Raw genomic sequence first — 19,476 nt, forward strand, 5'->3', positions numbered from 1 at the left:
AGGGTTATTTTGAAGAAAAAATTTTTAGGAACCATAATTCTAAGTTTAATAGCTGTAATAATAGCTGGATGTGGAAATTTACAAAATTCAAGCTTGTCAACTGGTGGTACTGATGACTCTAAAAAGACTAAAACTGTTCAAACAACATCGTCAAGTGATGGAAATTCTTATAATACCTTGTTGCAGGGAAAACAATATCAAGTAAGCCCAATAGCTGGGCTTGTGAGTGGAAATAATGATAATCAGTTCAATCTTCAAAGTTTTGAATCTGGATTAATTGATGTATCAAAAAAAGAATTTCCAACCAAAAATTACACATTTCAAGAAGGACAAGTTTTAAAAGCAAATACAGTACAACAGTGGATTGGTAGAAAATCATCTCAAAATCCTGATGGATTAAATCCTGAAGATAACGGAAAAAAAGAACCTAATGATAGAAATCCCTTGTATCTTTCTCAAATAATGGAAAATGATTTTTATAAAGAATCAGGGAGTAATTATGCTCTTTCAGGTGTTTCTATAGGATTATCTATGAACCAGGTAGACTACTATACTAAAGTTAAATATGGTTCAACTTATAAAACGAAAATTTCTGAAGCCAAACGTATTGAACAAGGTAAAAAAATGGCAGATGAAATTATTCAAAGAATGAGAAAAATGAAACAGACTAAAGATATACCAATAGTTGTTGGATTGTATAAGGCAGAAGAATCTGATAGTTTAGTTGGTGGAAGCTATTTTATGTACGGTGTAAGCAAAAATGGAACATCTGAAATCAGTTCTTGGAAAGATTTAAGTTATGAAAGCCAAATTTTACCAGTTGTTGGCGAAGCAAAGGTAATTAATAGTTCAGATGCGGACAGCTTTGCATCATTTAAATCACATATACAAAACTATTTCCCCAAATTATCTGGTGTAGTTGCTAAGGTTCATTATGATAATGGAACCTTACAGCGAATGAGTATTACTATAACAACTCAATTTTATGGAGAGTCAGAAGTTAGAAGCTTTACACAATACACTCAAAATGCAGCTTCGACATATTTGCCAGTCGGAGTTCCTCTTGAGATTAAAGTTGAGTCTGTTAATGGATTACAAGCGTTCATTTCTCGAGAAGAAGGGCAGAAGAACTTCTACGCACATGTATTTAATGATTATTAATGAGGTAATAAAATGATAAATAAAGAACAAATAAAACATATAGCTGATTTGTCAAAATTTGAGTTTTCAGATGATGAATTTGCAAAAAAACTCCAAGATGTTATAAAAATGGAAGAAATGTTAAGAAATATTGATACAACAGGAGTTGAGCCAACAACTAGTTTAGCTTCTAGAAAAACTTTGTTCCGCGAAGATATTCCAGAAACTTCAGAAACCAGAGAAGAGTTATTTAAAAATGTTCCAGAAACTGATAAAGGACTAATAAAAGTTCCATCAATTTTAGAGACAGAAGGTGACAACTAGTGAATTATTTTGAAAATTCAATTGAAAAATTACATGACATGTTAGTCAATAAAGAGATAACTGCTACTCAATTAGTTGAAGATACTTTTGATAACATTGAAAATATTGATCAAAAGATAAATGCATTTATTACCTTAAATAAAGAAGCAGCAATAAAAAAAGCAAAGCAACTAGATGAAGTAGGAATTGATCCTAATAATCTTTTAAGTGGAATTCCTATCGCAATAAAAGATAATATTATAACAAAAGATTTAAAAACTACTGCCGGTAGTAAAATGTTAGAGAACTTCGTACCTGTTTACGATGCCACAGTTATGGAAAAATTGTATAGTGACGGAGCAATAAATGTAGGAAAACTAAATATGGATGAATTTGCTATGGGCTCTTCTAGTGAAACATCTTATTTTGGGAATATTCATAATCCTTGGAATTTGAATAAAGTACCTGGTGGATCATCAGGTGGTTCTGCTGCATCTGTTGCGGCAGGAGAAGTTATCGCAAGTTTAGGTACTGATACTGGTGGTTCTGTACGTCAACCAGCTGCATTTAATGGAGTATTTGGAATAAAGCCAACTTATGGACGAGTTTCTAGATGGGGAGTAATTGCATTTTCATCAAGTTTAGATCAAGTTGGTATTTTATCTAAAAGAGTTAAAGACGCTGCTGCCGTATTAACGTCTATCAGTGGCAAAGATGATAAAGACTATACTTCTGCAATTGAGGCTGTCCCTAACTTCTCACAGAATATAAATCCAGATATGAACGGCAAAAAAATTGCTGTCCCTAAGGAATTTATGGGGGACGGAGTTAATGAACAAATTAAAGAAGTAATAGCAAGTGCACTTGAAGAATTTAAAAAAATGGGTGCTACTGTTGATACCATATCTTTGCCAAATGTAAAAAATGCAGTTCCAACTTATTTTATTTTGGCATCAAGTGAAGCCTCTTCAAATCTACAAAGATTTGATGGTATTCGTTATGGCTTCAGGGCAAAAGATGTTAAAAATCTTGATGATGTGTTTGTTAAGAGTAGATCACAAGGATTCGGAGATGAAGTAAAGCGTCGTTTGATGCTAGGAACATTCGCTCTATCATCTGGTTACTATGATGCATATTTCAAGAAAGCTGCCCAGGTTAGAACTTTAATAAATCAAGAAATTGATGAAATATTTACTAAATATGATTACATAATGGGACCAACTACACCAACGACTGCTTTTGATATTGGGTCAAAAATTGATGACCCAGTGACAATGTATATGAATGATATGTTAACAATTCCAGCAAATATGGCAGGAATACCAGCAGCTTCAATACCTGCTGGTATGGTTAACGAGATGCCTGTTGGATTACAAATAATAGGTAAAAAGTTTGATGATCAAGGTGTTTTGAATGCATCATATGCATATGAAAAAACAAATAAATTTTATGAAAATAAACCAAGTTTGAAAGGAGATAGCTAATATGAATTTTGAAACAACTATTGGACTTGAAGTTCACGTAGAATTAAAGACAAAATCTAAAATGTTTAGTCCATCTCCTGTAATGTTTGGTGCCGAACCCAATACAAATACTAATGTATTAGATTTTGGATTTCCGGGTACACTACCAACTGTAAATAAAGAAGGATATCGATTAGGAATAATGACTGCTCTAGCTTTACATGCAGAGGTTGAACATCATACGCATTTCGATCGAAAAAATTATTTTTATCCCGATAATCCTAAAGCTTATCAAATTACCCAATATGAAAAACCGCTTGCACATGATGGTTGGTTAGAAATTGAAATTGATGGTAAAAAGAAAAAAATTGGTATTGAAGAAATGCATGTTGAAGAAGATGCTGGTAAAAATACACATGGCGGCGACGGATATTCATATGTCGATTTAAATAGACAGGGAACAGGATTAATTGAAATAGTTTCAAAGCCTGATATGAAAAGTCCTGAAGAGGCATACGCTTATTTAGAAAAATTAAAACAAACTATTCAGTTTACCGGTGCATCTGATGTTAAGATGGAAGAAGGATCAATGCGTGTTGATTGTAATATATCAATCAGACCAATAGGATCTGAAAAGTATGGACAAAAAATTGAGTTAAAGAACTTAAATTCATTTAACCATGTTAGATTAGGATTAGCATTTGAAGAAAAGCGTCAAGCACAAATGCTAATGATGGGAGAAGAAATTTTACCTGAAACTCGTAGATATGATGAACCATCTGGTGAAACAATATTGATGCGTGTCAAAGAAGGTAAAGATGATTATCGTTATTTTCCTGAGCCTGATCTACCAGAGTATGATATTGAGCAATCTTGGGTAGATGAAATAAAAAATGATCTTCCTGAAATGCCAGATAAAAGAAGAACAAGATATGTTAACGAGTTAGAAATTCCTGAATATGATGCGGGCGTACTAACAGCAACAAAAGAAATGTCAGATTTTTTTGAAGAGTCTGTTAAGCTAGGTGCAAATCCTAAGCTTGTTTCAAACTGGCTAATGGGTGAAGTCAATGCTTATATGAACGCTAATCAGTTAGATTTATTAGAAACAAAATTGACGACAACTAATTTAGCAACAATGATAAAATTGATTACTGACGGTACAATATCATCTAAGATTGCTAAAAAAGTATTCCAGGAAACAATTGAAAATGGAACAGAACCTGAATCATGGGTAAAAGAAAAGGGACTAGTTCAAGAATCTGATCCTGAAATATTAATACCAATCATTTCAAATATACTTGATAATAATGAACAGTCTATAATCGACTTTAAGAATGGTAAAGATAGGGCTATTGGATTTTTAGTTGGTCAAATAATGAAAGAAACTCATGGACAAGCTAACCCTAAGGTTGTTAATAAGATATTAATGGATGAAATAAAGAAAAGATAATTTCACGAGGATGATGTTATGCGTGCAAGATTAATTTATAATCCAACTTCAGGTCATGAAATCATGCCTAATAATGTTGGCGGAATATTAGATATACTTGAACAAGCAGGATACGAAGCCAGTGCATTTAGGACAACCGCTGACCAAAATTCTGCAAAAAATGAGGCTACAAGAGCCGCAAAAGCGGGGTTTGAGTTAATTGTTGCTGCCGGTGGAGACGGAACAATTAATGAGGTCGTAAATGGAATAGCTGGGCTTGATAAAAGGCCACAACTAGCGATAATTCCAGCAGGTACAACTAATGACTATGCACGCGCTTTAAAAATTCCTCGTGAAGATCCGATAGAAGCTGCAAAAGTGGTTTTGAATAAAACATATTTACCAATGGATATAGGTAAGGCAAATGATACATATTTTATGAATATTGCTGCTGGTGGATCAATGACCGAATTAACCTATGAAGTTCCTTCTGCTTTGAAATCAGTATTGGGATATTTGGCATATTTAGTTAAGGGAGCCGAGATGCTTCCTAGAATTAAACCAACAAAAATGAAAATAGAATATGACGATGGAGAATATGATGGTGAAGCTTCAATGTTTTTCATAGCTATGACTAATTCAGTCGGAGGAATGGAGCAAATTGTTCCTGATCAACAGTTTAGTGATGGATTATTTACTTTAATAGTTATTAAAACAAGTAATTTAAAAGAAATTCTTCATCTGATAGCGTTAGCATTAAATGGTGGAAGACACGTTGACAATGATAAAATCATTTATTCTAATACTAGAAAAATAAAAATAACTCCAGAAGATAATGAAAAATTAATGATAAATTTGGATGGAGAATACGGTGGAGATGCTCCCGTTGTATTTACCAATTTGCAGCAACATATTGATATATATGCGAATACTGATGAATTAAAGAATTCAATAAGTAAAGACGTTTTAATTGAAAATGAAAAGGTGAATAATGAAGAAAAATGATCAAATAATTGTTGATATTTTAGATTTGACCTACGAAGGAAAAGGGATAGCCAAAGTGGATGGTTATCCTTTGTTTATAGATAATGCTTTACCTAATGAGCAGGTAAAAGTACAAATATTAAAAGTAGGCAAAGACTACGGTTTTGCAAAAACTATCGAAATATTAAAACAAAGTCCAGATAGACAAGAAGTAAAAGATAGTAGATATGTTCAAACTGGAATTGCGCCACTACTTTTTTTAAAGTATGAAAAACAATTGGAGTTTAAACAAAAACAGATTAAAAATCTACTAAAAAAACAACATATGGATGATATACAGGTTAAAGAAACGGTAGGAATGAAAGATCCGTTTAAATATCGTAATAAGGCACAAATTCCTGTTAGAAACATAGATGGAAAGTTAGAAACAGGATTTTACAGACGTCATAGTCATGAACTAGTTCCGATGGAAAACTTTTTAATTCAAGAAGACGGAATTGATGAGTTGATTGTAGATGTACGTGATATTTTAAGAAAATATAATGTTAAAGCTTATAACGAAGAAAATAATAGTGGACAAATAAGAAATATAATGGTTAGAAAAGGACACTTTACTAACCAATTCATGATAGTTTTAGTAACTACTAAAGAAAAAATTGCAGAGTTAAATTTGATTGCAGATGAACTTCAACAATTACCTCAAGTTGTTAGTGTTATTCAAAATATAAATTCAAATAAAACTAATACTTTATTAGGAAAGAAGAATAAAACTTTAAGAGGTTATCCATATATTGAAGATGAGATTTTGGGTAATAAGTATAGAATATCTCCGAATTCATTTTATCAAGTGAATTCTATTCAAACTCAAAAATTGTATCAAATAGCTATTGATAAAGCAGAATTGAGTGAAAAAGAAGTAGTTGTAGATGCTTATTCTGGGATAGGTACAATTGGATTGACTATGGCAAAAAAAGCCAAAAAAGTTGATGGGATTGAGATAGTAGAAGCAGCAGTTAAAGATGCAAACAGAAATGCAACCGTAAATCATATTGGAAATGCAAGTTTTCAGGTTGGAAAAGTTGAAGATATACTAAAAAATTGGGCACAAGATGGTAAAAAAGTTGATATTTTGATGGTAGATCCACCAAGAAAAGGATTGGATAAATCATTAATTGACACGATTAAAGAGATTATGCCTAAAAAAATTGTTTATATAAGTTGTAATCCGGCAACTCTAGTAAGGGATTTACAGAATCTTTCTGATCATTATGAAATAGGAAATATTACTCCTGTCGATATGTTTCCTATGACTAATCATATTGAAAGTGTTACAAGACTAACAATAAAAAACAGTTAATTTTTTCGAGGAATGTATGAAAAAAAGAGTACAACCGATATATTCTGATAAAAGTCAAGATATAAAAAAACATCGAAATATTTTAATCTTTATAGCTATTACTATACTTATGATTTCTTTATTGACGGGTGTAATTTTGAGAAAAATTCAAAGTGCTGGTAGGCCAAATGAAATTCAATATCCAATTTTAGGTGTAATGCTTGATCAAAGTGATGGGTATCAAGATTTCGTGGCATTACAAAATCATAAAGTAAAGTTTGTTTATATAAAGGCGACTCAAGGAGCAAATTTTTCAGATGATTTTTTAGAAAGTAACACTTCCAGAATTAAGGGTACTCAATTACAATATGGTTTTTTTCATGTTGTGAGTTTTGACACTACTGCAAAAGAACAATTTGAAAATATTACAAAAACCTTGGTAATGCAACGTGGTACGTTACCTTTTGTATTAAAAGTTTCATCGTATGGAAAATATGAGCAAGAAGGTATTCCGAAAAAAAAGGCTATAAAAATAGTTGATACATTAAAAACTGATATAAAGAATTATTATGGTGATAATTGTATAATTCAATTAGACGATTCTTCAAAAAAATTAAGTAGTTATTTTTCAAGAATATGGTATGTTTCAGAATCTAAGCCACAACGTGATAATTGGTTGATTTGGCAATATAATAATTCGACAAGTATTCCTGGATATGCTGGAGAAAAAAGTTATAGACTATCAGTTTTAAATGGGAATGTGGATTCACTGAATAGCTTAGTTCAGACTAATGAGTGATTATATTTTGGAGGTGTTTTTATGCAAAAACTTGGAATTATTGGAACAAATTGGATTACAAAGCAATTTGTTGATGCAAGTCATAGTAGTGGGAGTTTTGAATTGACCCATGTTTACTCTAGAACAGAAGAGAAAGCAAAAAAATTTGCGGCTGATGTGAATAAACCTGATGCTGCAGTTAGTGTTGATTTGGATGCGTTTTTTGAGAGTTCAGACTTTGATACGGTTTACATTGCCTCACCTAATAGCCTTCATTTTAAGCAAGCTAAGTCTGCTCTAGAGCATGGCAAAAATGTAATTGTTGAAAAACCATCTTTTTCTAATCCGAGAGAATTTGAAGAAATAGAAGAATTGCTAAAAAATAGTGGCCTGTTTTTATTTGAGGCGGCTAGACACATACATGAAAATAGTTTTAAAAAAGTAAATGAATATATTGGTGAACATAGGGAAAGTTTGACCGGAGCAAGTTTGAGCTATATGAAGTATTCTAGTAGATATGATCAAGTTCTTGCTGGTGAGGAACCAAACATATTTTCTCTAAAATTTTCTGCGGGAGCTTTATATGATCTTGGAGTTTATACGATATATGATGCTATTGTATGGTTTGGAAGACCGGAAAGTGTGAGGTATGAACCTGAAATTATAAAAACGGGTATTGATGGTAGTGGAGTGGTTACGTTAAAATATAATGAGTTTGATGTAAACATTTTATTTGGTAAAACTAAAAATTCCTTTATGAGTTCTGAAATATATTTTGGAAAAGATACACTTCAATTGGATAATGCTGGAACGATTCGTGACATTACTGAAATAAGTAATGACGAAAAAAAGAAAATCCAATTCACTGCTAATACTAATCCAATGGTTGATGAAGCTAAAACTTTTTCATCAATTATAGAAAAGCAAAATATCGAAGAATATAAACGATTGTTTGAGTATGCAAAAATAGTAAACGAAACATTATATAAATTAAGAGAAGATGCTGGAATTAAATTTTCAGCAGACTAGGTGTAAATTTGAAAGTACCCGAAATATTTGAAAATTATTTTAAAGAAAAATCTTATAAAGAATTAACCTCTATTCAAGAAAAAGTATATGAATCATTTAAAAATGGTGAAAATTTATTAGCTATGGCTCCTACAGGATCTGGCAAAACATTGGCATTTTCTTTGCCGTTAACTGAAATGGTTAACCCTAAGTCAGGATTGCAAGTGATTATATTAGAACCCTCACAAGAATTAGCAATTCAAACTAGGGATGTTTTGCAGCCAATTTTAAAAACAGTAAGTGCAAAAGTTATGGCATTAACAGGTGGGGCTAATTCTAAGCGACAACTTGAAAAATTAAAAAAAGAGAAGCCTGAAGTTATTGTGGCAACAATAGGTAGGCTTCAAGAAATGATGAGCTTAAAAAAAGTTAAGCCAGGAAGTGTTGATTTATTAGTAATTGATGAAGCTGATGAATTACTATCTAATATAAAATTAGAAGAGATTAGAGATATAGTTGGAAGGGTTAAAGAAGATGCTCAAATAACCATGTTTTCAGCAACTTCCAATCCAATTTTTTATGAACTACATAAGTGGTTTGGACGCGATTTTGATATTATTGATGATAGGGACAATAATGAATATCGAAAAGGAATTAAACATTTCTTTATTCAGGCAACAAATAATCAAGATGAATTAATCAGAAGATTGGCTCACAATAATAAATTTCATGGGGTGGTTTTTTTTAATAGTTCACGACAGTTACATAAGACAATAACAAATTTGAACTATAAAAAAATAAATTTTGTTGTTTTGGATAGTAAATCGTCATCGCAACAAAGAAAAGATGCCTTAAATAAATTTTCAAGTAAAAAAGTTAATTTGATTTTAACAAATGATGTGGCGGCTAGAGGGATAGATATACCATCAATCAATACAATTGTTAACTACATGATTCCAAGAACTACTCAAGAATACGTTCATAGAAGCGGAAGAACTGGTAGAATGGGAAGAGATGGTATTAGTATTACTTTTGGAAATGCCCATGACATGCGTAACTTTAAAAATGATATTGCTAAAGACTTTGATGTTAAGCAAGTTATGATTACTGAAGATGGTAGCTTTACAACAAATATAAAAAAAGTTATTTCTAAAAAAAATGATACAAAGGCTAAAGAAAAGAAAAAAGAACGTTGGCGAGATAAGAAAAATAAAGGTAAGAGAAAAAAATAGCATTTTATAATGCTATTTATAATGGTCGCTTGGCTCAGATGGATAGAGCAACTGTCTCCTAAACAGTAGGTCCCCGGTTCGAATCCGGGAGCGATCATAATAAAGGGCTAGGTTTTTAAACCTAGTCCTTTTATTGTAATAAATGATATTTTATGGTTTTCATAAGTATATTTATTTACTTAGTTCATTCTACATGATAATTTTAATTTAAATATAAATACGAAAGGAAAATAATTATCATGGAAAAGAAACTATTAGTGAAAACGTTGTATATCGCCAATGGTGCGCTTTTATTGTTAGGTAATAGTAGCGGTATAGTTGCAGCAACTACAGTGCAACCTAAAGATGCAAACAGTACGAAGATTTCACCGAGTAGTATTGGATTAGGTGATATTTCGATTGCTTCAAATACAAGTTTAAGTTCACTGACAGGAACTGATTTAACACCTAATAGTCAGGGAAATTTTGATCTATCTTTGAAATTCACTGGTCAAGCATTAGCTTCAGTTGGTGTAGCAGACAAGAAAGTACTTGTATACACGCTTCCTCCTGAATTACAAGGTAAGGTTATTGGAGGAGCTACTGTAAATGTTGATGCTAAGCTTTTACCTATAACTCCTGGAGAAATTCCTGGAGTTCATGAATTGTTTACAGCCTTAGGAACCGCAATTGATGGACTAAATGCAGTTTATAAGATTCCTTCTGTTATAGCAGCATTTAATGCATTAAAAAATATACAGAGTTTAGGAAGTTATAGTGAAACTCTTCCAGCAACTGTCTCTGCAGATGGTAAGTCTATATCTGTTGATTTTACAGATGGATTAGGTAAGTACATACATCAAGCATATGTAGCATTGTTTTATCCTCTTAGAGATGCAATAGATGCTATAAATGTTACTAATCCTCTTATAAAGCCTCTTGTTGAAACGTTGCAGCTTGCTAGTGATGAGTTGTTCAAAGTGCTTGATGAAGTTGCCAATGGAACATCGGATATTTTAAATAATGCTTTATCAGCTAATATTTTAGGTGAAACTAGTGGAACATTGAACGTGACAGTTAAACATCCTGGAGTTGCACAGTCTACAATAAAAGCTGCTGCCATTAATAACGCCGTCATTTCTGCAGATATTCTTTCTGCAATAAATGCTGGAGGTAGTTCTGTTACGCTTAATTTTCCAATGGATCAAAATAATCCACTAGACGGATATACAGTAAATTCACCAACGATTAACAAAATTACTGAAGGTGATACAAAAGTAACGGGACATGTTGATTTACAACAACCGGTTCCAGAAGGAACAACATTTGAAGCAGTAGTAACGTTACCAGATGGAACGGAAAAAACAGTAACAGTTGATAGTCAAGGAAACTTTGAATTGCCAGTAGATTCATTAAAAGCTGGAGATGAAATTACTGTTAAAGTAACAGCTAAAAATGGAGAATTTACAAAAGATAGTACACCAGTAACTGCAACAGTGCAGGCAAAAGAAATAAGTAATCCATTAGATGGATATACAGTAAATTCACCAACAATTAACAAAATTACTGAAGGTGATACAAAAGTAACAGGACATGTTGAATTACAACAACCAGTTCCGGAAGGAACAACATTTGAAGCAGTAGTAACGTTACCAGATGGAACGGAAAAAACAGTAACAGTTGATAGTCAAGGAAACTTTGAATTATCAGTAGATCCATTAAAAGCTGGAGAAGAAATATCAGCAGTTATTTCAGCAAAGAACGGAGAATTTACTAAGGACAGTTTACCTGCTAAAGGTATAGTTCAACAAAAAGATATGAATAATCCACTAGACGGATACACGGTAAATTCACCAACGATTAACAAAATTACTGAAGGTGATACAAAAGTAACGGGACATGTTGATTTACAACAACCGGTTCCAGAAGGAACAACGTTTGAAGCAGTAGTAAGGTTACCAGATGGGACGGAAAAAACAGTAACAGTTGATAGCCAAGGAAACTTTGAGTTACCAGTAGATTCATTAAAAGCTGGAGATGAAATTACTGTTAAAGTAACGGCTAAAAATGGAGAATTTACAAAAGATAGTACACCAGTAACTGCAACAGTGCAGGCAAAAGAAGTGAATAATCCACTAGACGGATATACAGTAAATTCACCAACAATTAACAAAATTACTGAAGGTGATACAAAAGTAACAGGACATGTTGAATTACAACAACCAGTTCCGGAAGGAACAACATTTGAAGCAGTAGTAACGTTACCAGATGGAACGGAAAAAACAGTAACAGTTGATAGTCAAGGAAACTTTGAATTGCCAGTAGATTCATTAAAAGCTGGAGATGAAATTACTGTTAAAGTAACAGCTAAAAATGGAGAATTTACAAAAGATAGTACACCAGTAACTGCAACAGTGCAGGCAAAAGAAATAAGTAATCCATTAGATGGATATACAGTAAATTCACCAACAATTAACAAAATTACTGAAGGTGATACAAAAGTAACAGGACATGTTGAATTACAACAACCAGTTCCGGAAGGAACAACATTTGAAGCAGTAGTAACGTTACCAGATGGAACGGAAAAAACAGTAACAGTTGATAGTCAAGGAAACTTTGAATTGCCAGTGGATTCATTAAAAGCTGGAGATGAAATTACTGTTAAAGTAACGGCTAAAAATGGAGAGTTTACAAAAGATAGTACACCAGTAACTGCAACAGTGCAGGCAAAAGATACAAATAATTCATTAGATAAGTACACAGTAGCAGCTCCTATTGTTGACCCTATATACAATGGTGATACAAAAGTAACGGGACATGTTGACTTACAACAACCGATTCCGGAAGGAACAACATTTGAAGTAGTAGCAGTATTACCAGATGGAACAACAAAGAAAACAACAATTAATTCAGATGGTAATTTCAAAATTGATGCAGTCTTATTTAAAAAAGGTGATAAAGTTGTATTAAAAACTGTCGCAAAAAATAAATCACTCACTAAAGACAGTGAAAAAGTAGAGGTTATTGTTAAAGAAAAATCAACTAAACCGGGAGAAAATCCTGGAAATGGTGGTAATGGAGATAACAATCAAGTTCCTGGAGTTGAAAATAATAATTCTAAGGGTAATGGACTTACTTCTGATAGTAGTAAAGCGCAAGTAAGATTTAAGGACATGAGTAATGGATCAGGATTAAATAGTCAAATTAGTAATGAAGATCAAAGAAATACTTTACCAAATACAGGTGAAAAGAATAGTTCAATTTGGACGATTTTAGGAGCATTTATGTTATCAATAGTTGTTTTTTTAAGAAAGTTAATTCCTACTAAGAAATAAGAAAGTAATCCGCCATAATGGGTGGATTATTTTTTATGCATTTATAATAAATTCAGAATGTTAATTACGTGATTATTAATTTTATTAGGTGTAATATACAAATAAATATAGGAGGAAAGAAAAATGCTAGTTATAAATTATGAAGGTAAAACAAAAACATATGATACAGCTGATCAATTCTTAGGAAGGCAAATTCTTGAAGTTCCTGATTTTGAAGACTATACAGAAATTAGTTCTGTTACTCTTGATGACAAGCCTATTGAGTTAGAAGATAAAACAATGTTGGGCTTATATAATTATTTACATGATCAAAAAAATAATAAATAAAAGAGTTTTGCTATTAGTAAAACTCTTTTATTTTAAATTGCGTGACAAATTCTTTGACATAAAAAAAATAAAAATGTAGCATAACATTCTGTTACGAAAAATGATTTAAGGGGTAATATATTATGTCAAAAATGAAAGCCGCACAAGCTTTAGCTAAAGTTTTAAAAAGTTGGGATGTAGACCATATCTATGGTATTACTGCTGACTCAATAAATAATACAGTTGATGGATTATATCAAGAACGTGAAGATTTGAAATATATTCAAGTTAGACATGAAGAAGTGGGTGCACTTTCTGCTTCAGCAGATGCCAAACTAACTGGAAAAATTGGAGTAAGTTTTGGCTCTGCAGGACCTGGAGCTACTCATTTATTTAATGGATTATACGATGCTAAAATGGATCATGCTCCTGTGTTAGCAATTATTGGTCAGTCAAAAACAGGTGTAATGAATACTAATTTCTTCCAAGAAATGAATCAAGATCCTATGTTTGTTGATGTTGCCGTTTTTCACAAACAAGTTGTGAGCGCTGATCAAATTCCTTACGTAGTTGATGAAGCAATTAGAGCTGCATATACACACATGGGTCCTGCAGTTGTAATAATTCCAGATGATTTATCAGGTGAAGAGATTGACTTTGAACCATTTAAAACTTCAAAAGTATATAGAAATGAATTTACTTCAAAAATTTCAAATGAATCGATTGAAGAAACAACTAAATTACTAAAAGAAGCAAAACATCCAGTTCTTTGGATAGGTCGTGGTGCTTATGGTGCTAGAGACGAAGTAATTGAATTGTCAAATAATTTTCAAATGCCAGTAGTTTCAACCGTTCCTGGTACGGGAATTATTCCTAGTGATCATCCAAGCTTTATGGGGTCAATGGGAAGACTTGGTACAAAACCTGCTTTTGAAGTTGCTCAAGGTGCAGATTTAATTTTATTTGTTGGTTCAAACTTTCCATTTGCTCGCTTTTGGCCTAATAATGTCAAAGTTATTCAAGTTAATAACAATGCTGAAGATTTAGGTAAGCAACACGATGCAGATATTACTATACTTGCTGATGCTAAAGACTTCATGAAAGCGTTACTAGACAAAAATATCAAATTACCTGAAAGTAAATGGTTAAAAGCCGCTCAAGAAGATAAAAAGAATTGGGATAACTGGTTGTTAGAATTATCTAAAGATGATAGTAAGGGACTACGTGCAGAGAGTGTAATTCAGGCTATTAAAGAAAATTCAAATGAAGATACAGTTTACGGATTGGATGTAGGTAATAATACTGAATGGGCAATTCGTCAAATTCCTTTGAATAAGAATCAAAAATTCACACTTTCAGCATGGTTTGCAACAATGGGTTATGGAATGCCAGCTGGTATGGCAGGAAAATTGAGCTATCCAGATCGTCAGGTTTATAGTATTTCTGGTGATGGTGGTTATGCAATGGTAATGCAAGATATTTTAACTGAAGTAAAATATGATTTACCAGTTATCAATGTTGTTTTAGAAAACAAATCATTTGGTTTTATTGCTCATGAAAAAATTGCTGCTAATCAAGCTCCTTATGGAATTGATTTATTAGGCGCAAATTGGGCACATATTGCTGAAGATATGGGTGCTATTGGATTTACAGCAACTGATTTACCTTCATTAAAAGAAGCCTTTGAAAAAATTAATGAGCTACAAAAAAATGGTAATAAAAAACCTATTGTATTAGATGCAAAAATTGCCGATATTGACCCAATTGATACACATTTAGTACCGCTTGATCCAAATGTATTTGATCAAGAAACTATTGATACATATCGCAAGACGTATGATGTACGTGATCAACCAGCTTTAAGTGAAATATTAGACAGAATTTAATAACTTAAAATCCCCAATTTTAGGGGATTTTTTTGATCCGAGCAAAAATCAAGGACTTAATTTTCAAAATGACGTACAATGTTTTTGACCTAGAGATTGTGGTCTAAATTATTTATATATAAGAAAACTTAATAAGATGATTAAGTTTGTTGGAGGATTTAAGATGGTATTAAATGGAAATGATATCGAATTTGGTTTGAATACCTTTGGGGATGTAGCCTATAAAGATTCTAATGGAGAATTAATGAATTCAAGTGAATCACTACAAAATGTATTAAATGAAGCTAAGATTGCTGATGAAGTTGGAGTAGATATCTTTGCTCTTGGTGAACATCATCGTAAAGAATATTCAATTTCTAGTCCGGAAGTTTTACTCGGTGCAATTGCTAGTGTTACAAAAAATATAAAATTAAGTACAGCTGTTACTGTTTTAAGTTCAGATGATCCAGTTAGAGTTTATGAAAAATTTGCCACAGTCGATGGTATTTCAGGTGGAAGAGCTCAAATTATGATCGGACGTGGATCATTTACGGAATCATATCCATTATTCGGATTTGATTTAAAAAATTATGAAGAACTTTTTGAAGAAAAAATTGCCTTATTTGATAAATTGTTGAAAGAAGACGTTATTAACTGGGATGGTAATTTTACTCAATCATTAAGAAATGTAGAAATGTATCCTAAGATTGTGGGTCATGAGTTGCCAGTTTATGTTGGTGTTGGTGGAACGCCAGAATCTGTAATTAGAACTGTAAGATATGGTTATGGATTAATGCTAGCTATTATTGGTGGGGAACCTGGAAGATTTGCTCCATATATAGATTTGTATCATAAAGCTGCTGAAAAACTAGGAATGCCTGTAAAACCAGTTGGTATGCATTCTCATGGAATAATTGCTGACACTGATGAAGAAGCATTTGAAATTGGTTGGAAATACATCAAAGCTAATATGGACAGAATCGGTGAAGACCGTGGGTGGCCAGCAATGACAAAAGAAAGATATAGCTTTGAAGTAGATAAGGGTTCATATTATGTTGGAAGTGTTGAAACTGTTGCTCAAAAAATGGCCCGTGTAATTAAGGAACTAGGCCTTGGTCGTTTTGATCTTGTTTATGGTACTGGTGGACAGTTTGAAACAGATAGAAGAAAAACAATTGAGTTATATGGTACAAAAGTCATTCCTCGCGTAAGAGAAATATTAAATTCAGAAAATAAAAATGACTAAACCAGTAATTGGAATATTAGGAGCTGGTAAATTAGGAATTACTTTGGCAAAGCTTGGAATAGATGCGGGGTATTCAATTAATATTTCTGGATCTTCTGATCCAGAAAAGATTTCTTTGTCAGTTAATGTAATTACTAAAGGTGCTGTTCCAATGTATAGCAATGAAGTAATTGAAAAATCAGATCTGATTATTTTAGCTATGCCTCTAAGTAAATATCGAAGTTTAGATAAATCGTTATTAAAAGATAAAGTAATTATTGACGCCATGAATTATTGGTGGGAAATTGATGGTGTTGATAATATATACTATGATGAAAATACAACCTCAACACAGGAAGTTCAAAAGTATTTTAATGAAAGTCATGTAGTTAAAGCATTTAATCATATGGGATATCATGATTTGCTTGATGAATCAAAATCGAGTAAAAGAAAAGCCATAGCATATGCTGGAGATGATCCAAGCGTATATGAAGAGATTGCTACTGTAATAAATGACTTTGGATTTGACCCTTACTTTTTAGGGACATTAAAAAATACAGAAGTTTTGCAACCTGGTGGAGTATTATTTGGTGTTGATGAAACGACTGAAGGAATAAAAAAATTACTTAATAAATAAACAAAAAGGGATGTTAATATGTATATAACATCCCTTTTAATATATTAAACTTTTAAAATAGGAGAATAATGATGGAAATAGGGCCATTATCAGAATGGGTAACTGCTGTGGCAGAGATTCTAGCAGTTTCCGTTGCGCTATTTATACCTTATTTTAGTGATAAAAAAGAAAAATAGATTAAAAAATTCAAAAGAATTATTAGATCTTATACGAATCAAGCTATAAAAGGTAATTTAGATGCGATTAAAGAACTAGATACGTTTTTAAAAATAGCTTTTATTATGGCAAGTACTCAAGATGATCAAGCAATCTTAGCTATAGGACAAGAAATTAGCGGGTTGTTAAAAGAAGAAAAAAATGAAGAAGCAAGAAACTTATTAAAAGAATTATAAAAAAATAATGCAAATCACTTGAAAAAATTCTTTATACGTGTCCGTTGAAAATTATTTTTTTCAATACTACACTCGACTTATATTAGTTGATAAAGGAGATATTAAGTAATGAAAGCGGTTTTTAGTGATGATGAAAAGGTGAAAATTTTAGCTGATTTAATTAAAATTAATTCAGTAAATGGTAATGAATTGACAGTTGCCAATTATATTACTGCTTTATTTAAAAAATATGACATTGCTACAGATATAATTCCTATTGAAGAAAATAGAGTGAATTTAGTAGCTGAAATAGGTCAAGGGAAACCAGTTCTTGGAGTTTCTGGTCATATGGATGTTGTAGATCCAGGTGAAATGTCAAAATGGGACACTGATCCATTTGAACTAGTTGAAAAAGATGGAAAATTATTTGGACGTGGTTCAACGGATATGAAATCTGGTCTTGCAGCATTTATTATTTCAATGATTGAAATTAAAGAAAATAATGCGCTAACCAAAGGTACTATTCGACTAATGGCAACTGTGGGTGAAGAAGTTGGTGAAAAAGGATCTCAAAAATTTTCTGAAGAAGATGTGATGAAAGATGTTGATGCACTGATAATTGGCGAACCATCTGGATATCGTTTGGTATATGCACATAAAGGGTCAATGGATATAAGACTAACTTCAAAAGGTGAGGCAGCTCATAGCTCAATGCCTTCTTTAGGTTATAATGCAATAGACCCACTGATTAACATATTAAACAAGGCTAACGAACAGTTTAGAAGTACAGATAAAAAAAGCAAGCTTTTAGGTGATTTGACATTTAATACGACAGTCTTTGATGGAGGAAATCAGGTGAACTCAATTCCTGAAAACGCAACAGCAGAAATAAATGTTAGAACAATACCAGAATTCGATAATAAAATGGTTGAAAAAACTTTGAAGCAATTAGTCGACCAAGAAAACAAAAATGGTTCTAAAGTTGATATGAATGTATTTATGTCTTTGGAATCAGTTGAACATTCTGATAACTCAAAAGTTTTGAATTTAGCTAAAGAAATAGGGGAGAAGTACTCGAACGGAGAAATTCCTAAGTTAGTATCTCCTGGTGTAACAGATGCATCTAATTTATTAAAGAAAAAAGATTATGATTTTCCATTTGTTGTGTTTGGACCTGGTGAAACTGTTGTTGCCCATCAAGCAAATGAATTTGTAGAGAAAAAAATGTATCTAGATTTTATTAAAATCTATGAAGAACTTATGATTAAATATATGCAGTAAAAAAAGAGAATCCTAGGATTCTCTTTTTTTACTATTCTCGTTAATAAATTCTAAAATAGATGGCCAAATATCTTCTAGGTAGCCTTTAGCATGACGATGTCCAGGAATCATTTTTACAGTAAATGGTATTTTAAATTGACTTAAAACTTCTGATAATTTTAAAACTCCCGAATTAGGAACAAATTCATCAAGAGAATTTGCGATAAATAATGGTCCAGTTTTTTCGTTTATTCGATGATATGGTGTTGCAATTGGCGCGATGCTTTCATCATTATTTAAATAATTTAAAATGAACCACTTATAAAATGGATCATCTTCTCCAGACTGGTTAATTGATGAACTAGGTGAATTAGTGAAATCTTGTTTTTGATCCCGTTGACCTTTTACATCGTGATGTGTTTGAAGCCAATCGTCAATATCAAATATCCCTGAAAGAGAAATTGCGGCGAATCCATATTTAATAGCTAACTCAACCGACATATTTCCTCCAGCCGAAGACCCAAGGACAATTATTAGATTCTTTGGATATTTTTCTTTTATCCAGTTAATTACATTGTCCATATCTTCTAATGGAGCGGGGTAAAAATAATCAGGAGCAAGTCTGTAATTGGGTATTACTACGTTGAATCCATTATTTGAAAGGAATTCACCAACATCTGTATCTTTTTTCTTATCACCTCTAAACCATCCGCCACCGTGAATATCTAGAATAGTTATATTCTTAGGATTATCTGCTTCATATATATCCAGTTTTAAATTATGTTTATCGTCATAAGTAATGTCATTTTTAATAGCTACCAT

At 32.1% G+C, this 19,476-nt stretch carries 16 protein-coding genes and 1 tRNA gene; 16 read left to right on the forward strand and 1 reads right to left on the reverse strand.

What is annotated here, in order from left to right; all coding sequences use genetic code 11:
- The first annotated feature begins 9 nt into the window (after positions 1-9).
- The 16 genes from ACUV9F_RS01250 to ACUV9F_RS01325 all read left to right on the forward strand — a co-directional run bounded on the left by ACUV9F_RS01250 (position 10) and on the right by ACUV9F_RS01325 (position 18,675).
- Positions 10-1,161 carry a CamS family sex pheromone protein gene (locus ACUV9F_RS01250; RefSeq protein ID WP_446183880.1) on the forward strand — a complete coding sequence of 384 codons (1,152 nt, stop codon included), beginning with the start codon at positions 10-12 and terminating at the stop codon, positions 1,159-1,161.
- A gap of 12 nt (positions 1,162-1,173) precedes the next feature.
- Entirely contained in the window at positions 1,174-1,464 is a 291-nt protein-coding gene (gene gatC, locus ACUV9F_RS01255) for an Asp-tRNA(Asn)/Glu-tRNA(Gln) amidotransferase subunit GatC (protein ID WP_446183881.1), read from the forward strand.
- On the forward strand, positions 1,464-2,927 hold the full coding sequence (gatA, locus tag ACUV9F_RS01260) for an Asp-tRNA(Asn)/Glu-tRNA(Gln) amidotransferase subunit GatA (RefSeq protein WP_446183882.1): 1,464 nt from the start codon (positions 1,464-1,466) through the stop codon (positions 2,925-2,927). Before gatC ends, gatA begins: the two co-directional genes overlap by 1 nt.
- Before the next feature lies 1 nt (position 2,928).
- Positions 2,929-4,359 carry an Asp-tRNA(Asn)/Glu-tRNA(Gln) amidotransferase subunit GatB gene (gene gatB, locus ACUV9F_RS01265; RefSeq protein ID WP_446183883.1) on the forward strand — a complete coding sequence of 477 codons (1,431 nt, stop codon included), beginning with the start codon at positions 2,929-2,931 and terminating at the stop codon, positions 4,357-4,359.
- Positions 4,360-4,377: 18 nt separating this feature from the next.
- Positions 4,378-5,343: a diacylglycerol kinase gene (locus ACUV9F_RS01270; protein WP_446183884.1), complete on the forward strand. Its 966-nt coding sequence runs from the start codon at positions 4,378-4,380 to the stop codon at positions 5,341-5,343.
- Entirely contained in the window at positions 5,330-6,679 is a 1,350-nt protein-coding gene (rlmD, locus tag ACUV9F_RS01275; RefSeq protein ID WP_446183885.1) for a 23S rRNA (uracil(1939)-C(5))-methyltransferase RlmD, read from the forward strand. The genes ACUV9F_RS01270 and rlmD overlap by 14 nt, the downstream gene beginning before the upstream one ends.
- Before the next feature lie 16 nt (positions 6,680-6,695).
- Positions 6,696-7,457 (forward strand): GH25 family lysozyme, encoded by a 762-nt coding sequence (locus ACUV9F_RS01280; RefSeq protein WP_446183886.1) that lies wholly within the window; start codon positions 6,696-6,698, stop codon positions 7,455-7,457.
- Positions 7,458-7,478: 21 nt separating this feature from the next.
- Positions 7,479-8,465 carry a Gfo/Idh/MocA family protein gene (locus ACUV9F_RS01285; protein ID WP_446183887.1) on the forward strand — a complete coding sequence of 329 codons (987 nt, stop codon included), beginning with the start codon at positions 7,479-7,481 and terminating at the stop codon, positions 8,463-8,465.
- Positions 8,466-8,473: 8 nt separating this feature from the next.
- Positions 8,474-9,676, forward strand: a complete 1,203-nt coding sequence (locus tag ACUV9F_RS01290; protein WP_446183888.1) for a DEAD/DEAH box helicase — start codon at positions 8,474-8,476, stop codon at positions 9,674-9,676.
- A gap of 23 nt (positions 9,677-9,699) precedes the next feature.
- Positions 9,700-9,773, forward strand: a tRNA-Arg gene (locus ACUV9F_RS01295).
- A gap of 142 nt (positions 9,774-9,915) precedes the next feature.
- On the forward strand, positions 9,916-12,990 hold the full coding sequence (locus tag ACUV9F_RS01300) for an adhesive domain-containing protein (protein WP_446183889.1): 3,075 nt from the start codon (positions 9,916-9,918) through the stop codon (positions 12,988-12,990).
- Positions 12,991-13,113: 123 nt separating this feature from the next.
- Complete coding sequence (locus ACUV9F_RS01305; RefSeq protein WP_446183890.1) at positions 13,114-13,317, forward strand: hypothetical protein; 204 nt, start codon at positions 13,114-13,116, stop codon at positions 13,315-13,317.
- 122 nt (positions 13,318-13,439) lie between these two features.
- Complete coding sequence (gene spxB / locus ACUV9F_RS01310; protein ID WP_446183891.1) at positions 13,440-15,182, forward strand: pyruvate oxidase; 1,743 nt, start codon at positions 13,440-13,442, stop codon at positions 15,180-15,182.
- 163 nt (positions 15,183-15,345) lie between these two features.
- Positions 15,346-16,407, forward strand: a complete 1,062-nt coding sequence (locus tag ACUV9F_RS01315) for an LLM class flavin-dependent oxidoreductase (protein ID WP_446183892.1) — start codon at positions 15,346-15,348, stop codon at positions 16,405-16,407.
- A complete protein-coding gene (locus ACUV9F_RS01320) occupies positions 16,400-17,023 on the forward strand; it encodes an NADPH-dependent F420 reductase (RefSeq protein ID WP_446183893.1) in 624 nt (207 codons plus the stop codon). Before ACUV9F_RS01315 ends, ACUV9F_RS01320 begins: the two co-directional genes overlap by 8 nt.
- Positions 17,024-17,523: 500 nt before the next feature.
- Positions 17,524-18,675, forward strand: a complete 1,152-nt coding sequence (locus ACUV9F_RS01325) for an ArgE/DapE family deacylase (RefSeq protein WP_446183894.1) — start codon at positions 17,524-17,526, stop codon at positions 18,673-18,675.
- A 12-nt stretch (positions 18,676-18,687) separates the two neighbouring features.
- Here the strand turns inward: ACUV9F_RS01325 and ACUV9F_RS01330 are convergent, their stop codons facing one another.
- A complete protein-coding gene (locus tag ACUV9F_RS01330; RefSeq protein ID WP_446183895.1) occupies positions 18,688-19,476 on the reverse strand; it encodes an alpha/beta hydrolase in 789 nt (262 codons plus the stop codon).

This window comes from Daquilactobacillus linshuiensis (genome assembly GCF_052828685.1).

Bases quoted from the DNA above. Each gene is read 5' to 3' on its own strand.
- ACUV9F_RS01305 (WP_446183890.1), top strand. From the start codon at position 13,114: ATGCTAGTTATAAATTATGAAGGTAAAACAAAAACATATGATACAGCT.
- rlmD (WP_446183885.1), top strand. From the start codon at position 5,330: ATGAAGAAAAATGATCAAATAATTGTTGATATTTTAGATTTGACCTAC.
- spxB (WP_446183891.1), top strand. From the start codon at position 13,440: ATGTCAAAAATGAAAGCCGCACAAGCTTTAGCTAAAGTTTTAAAAAGT.
- ACUV9F_RS01300 (WP_446183889.1), top strand. From the start codon at position 9,916: ATGGAAAAGAAACTATTAGTGAAAACGTTGTATATCGCCAATGGTGCG.
- ACUV9F_RS01280 (WP_446183886.1), top strand. From the start codon at position 6,696: ATGAAAAAAAGAGTACAACCGATATATTCTGATAAAAGTCAAGATATA.
- ACUV9F_RS01320 (WP_446183893.1), top strand. From the start codon at position 16,400: ATGACTAAACCAGTAATTGGAATATTAGGAGCTGGTAAATTAGGAATT.
- gatC (WP_446183881.1), top strand. From the start codon at position 1,174: ATGATAAATAAAGAACAAATAAAACATATAGCTGATTTGTCAAAATTT.
- ACUV9F_RS01285 (WP_446183887.1), top strand. From the start codon at position 7,479: ATGCAAAAACTTGGAATTATTGGAACAAATTGGATTACAAAGCAATTT.
- gatB (WP_446183883.1), top strand. From the start codon at position 2,929: ATGAATTTTGAAACAACTATTGGACTTGAAGTTCACGTAGAATTAAAG.
- ACUV9F_RS01315 (WP_446183892.1), top strand. From the start codon at position 15,346: ATGGTATTAAATGGAAATGATATCGAATTTGGTTTGAATACCTTTGGG.
- ACUV9F_RS01325 (WP_446183894.1), top strand. From the start codon at position 17,524: ATGAAAGCGGTTTTTAGTGATGATGAAAAGGTGAAAATTTTAGCTGAT.
- ACUV9F_RS01270 (WP_446183884.1), top strand. From the start codon at position 4,378: ATGCGTGCAAGATTAATTTATAATCCAACTTCAGGTCATGAAATCATG.
- ACUV9F_RS01330 (WP_446183895.1), bottom strand. From the start codon at position 19,476: ATGGTAGCTATTAAAAATGACATTACTTATGACGATAAACATAATTTA.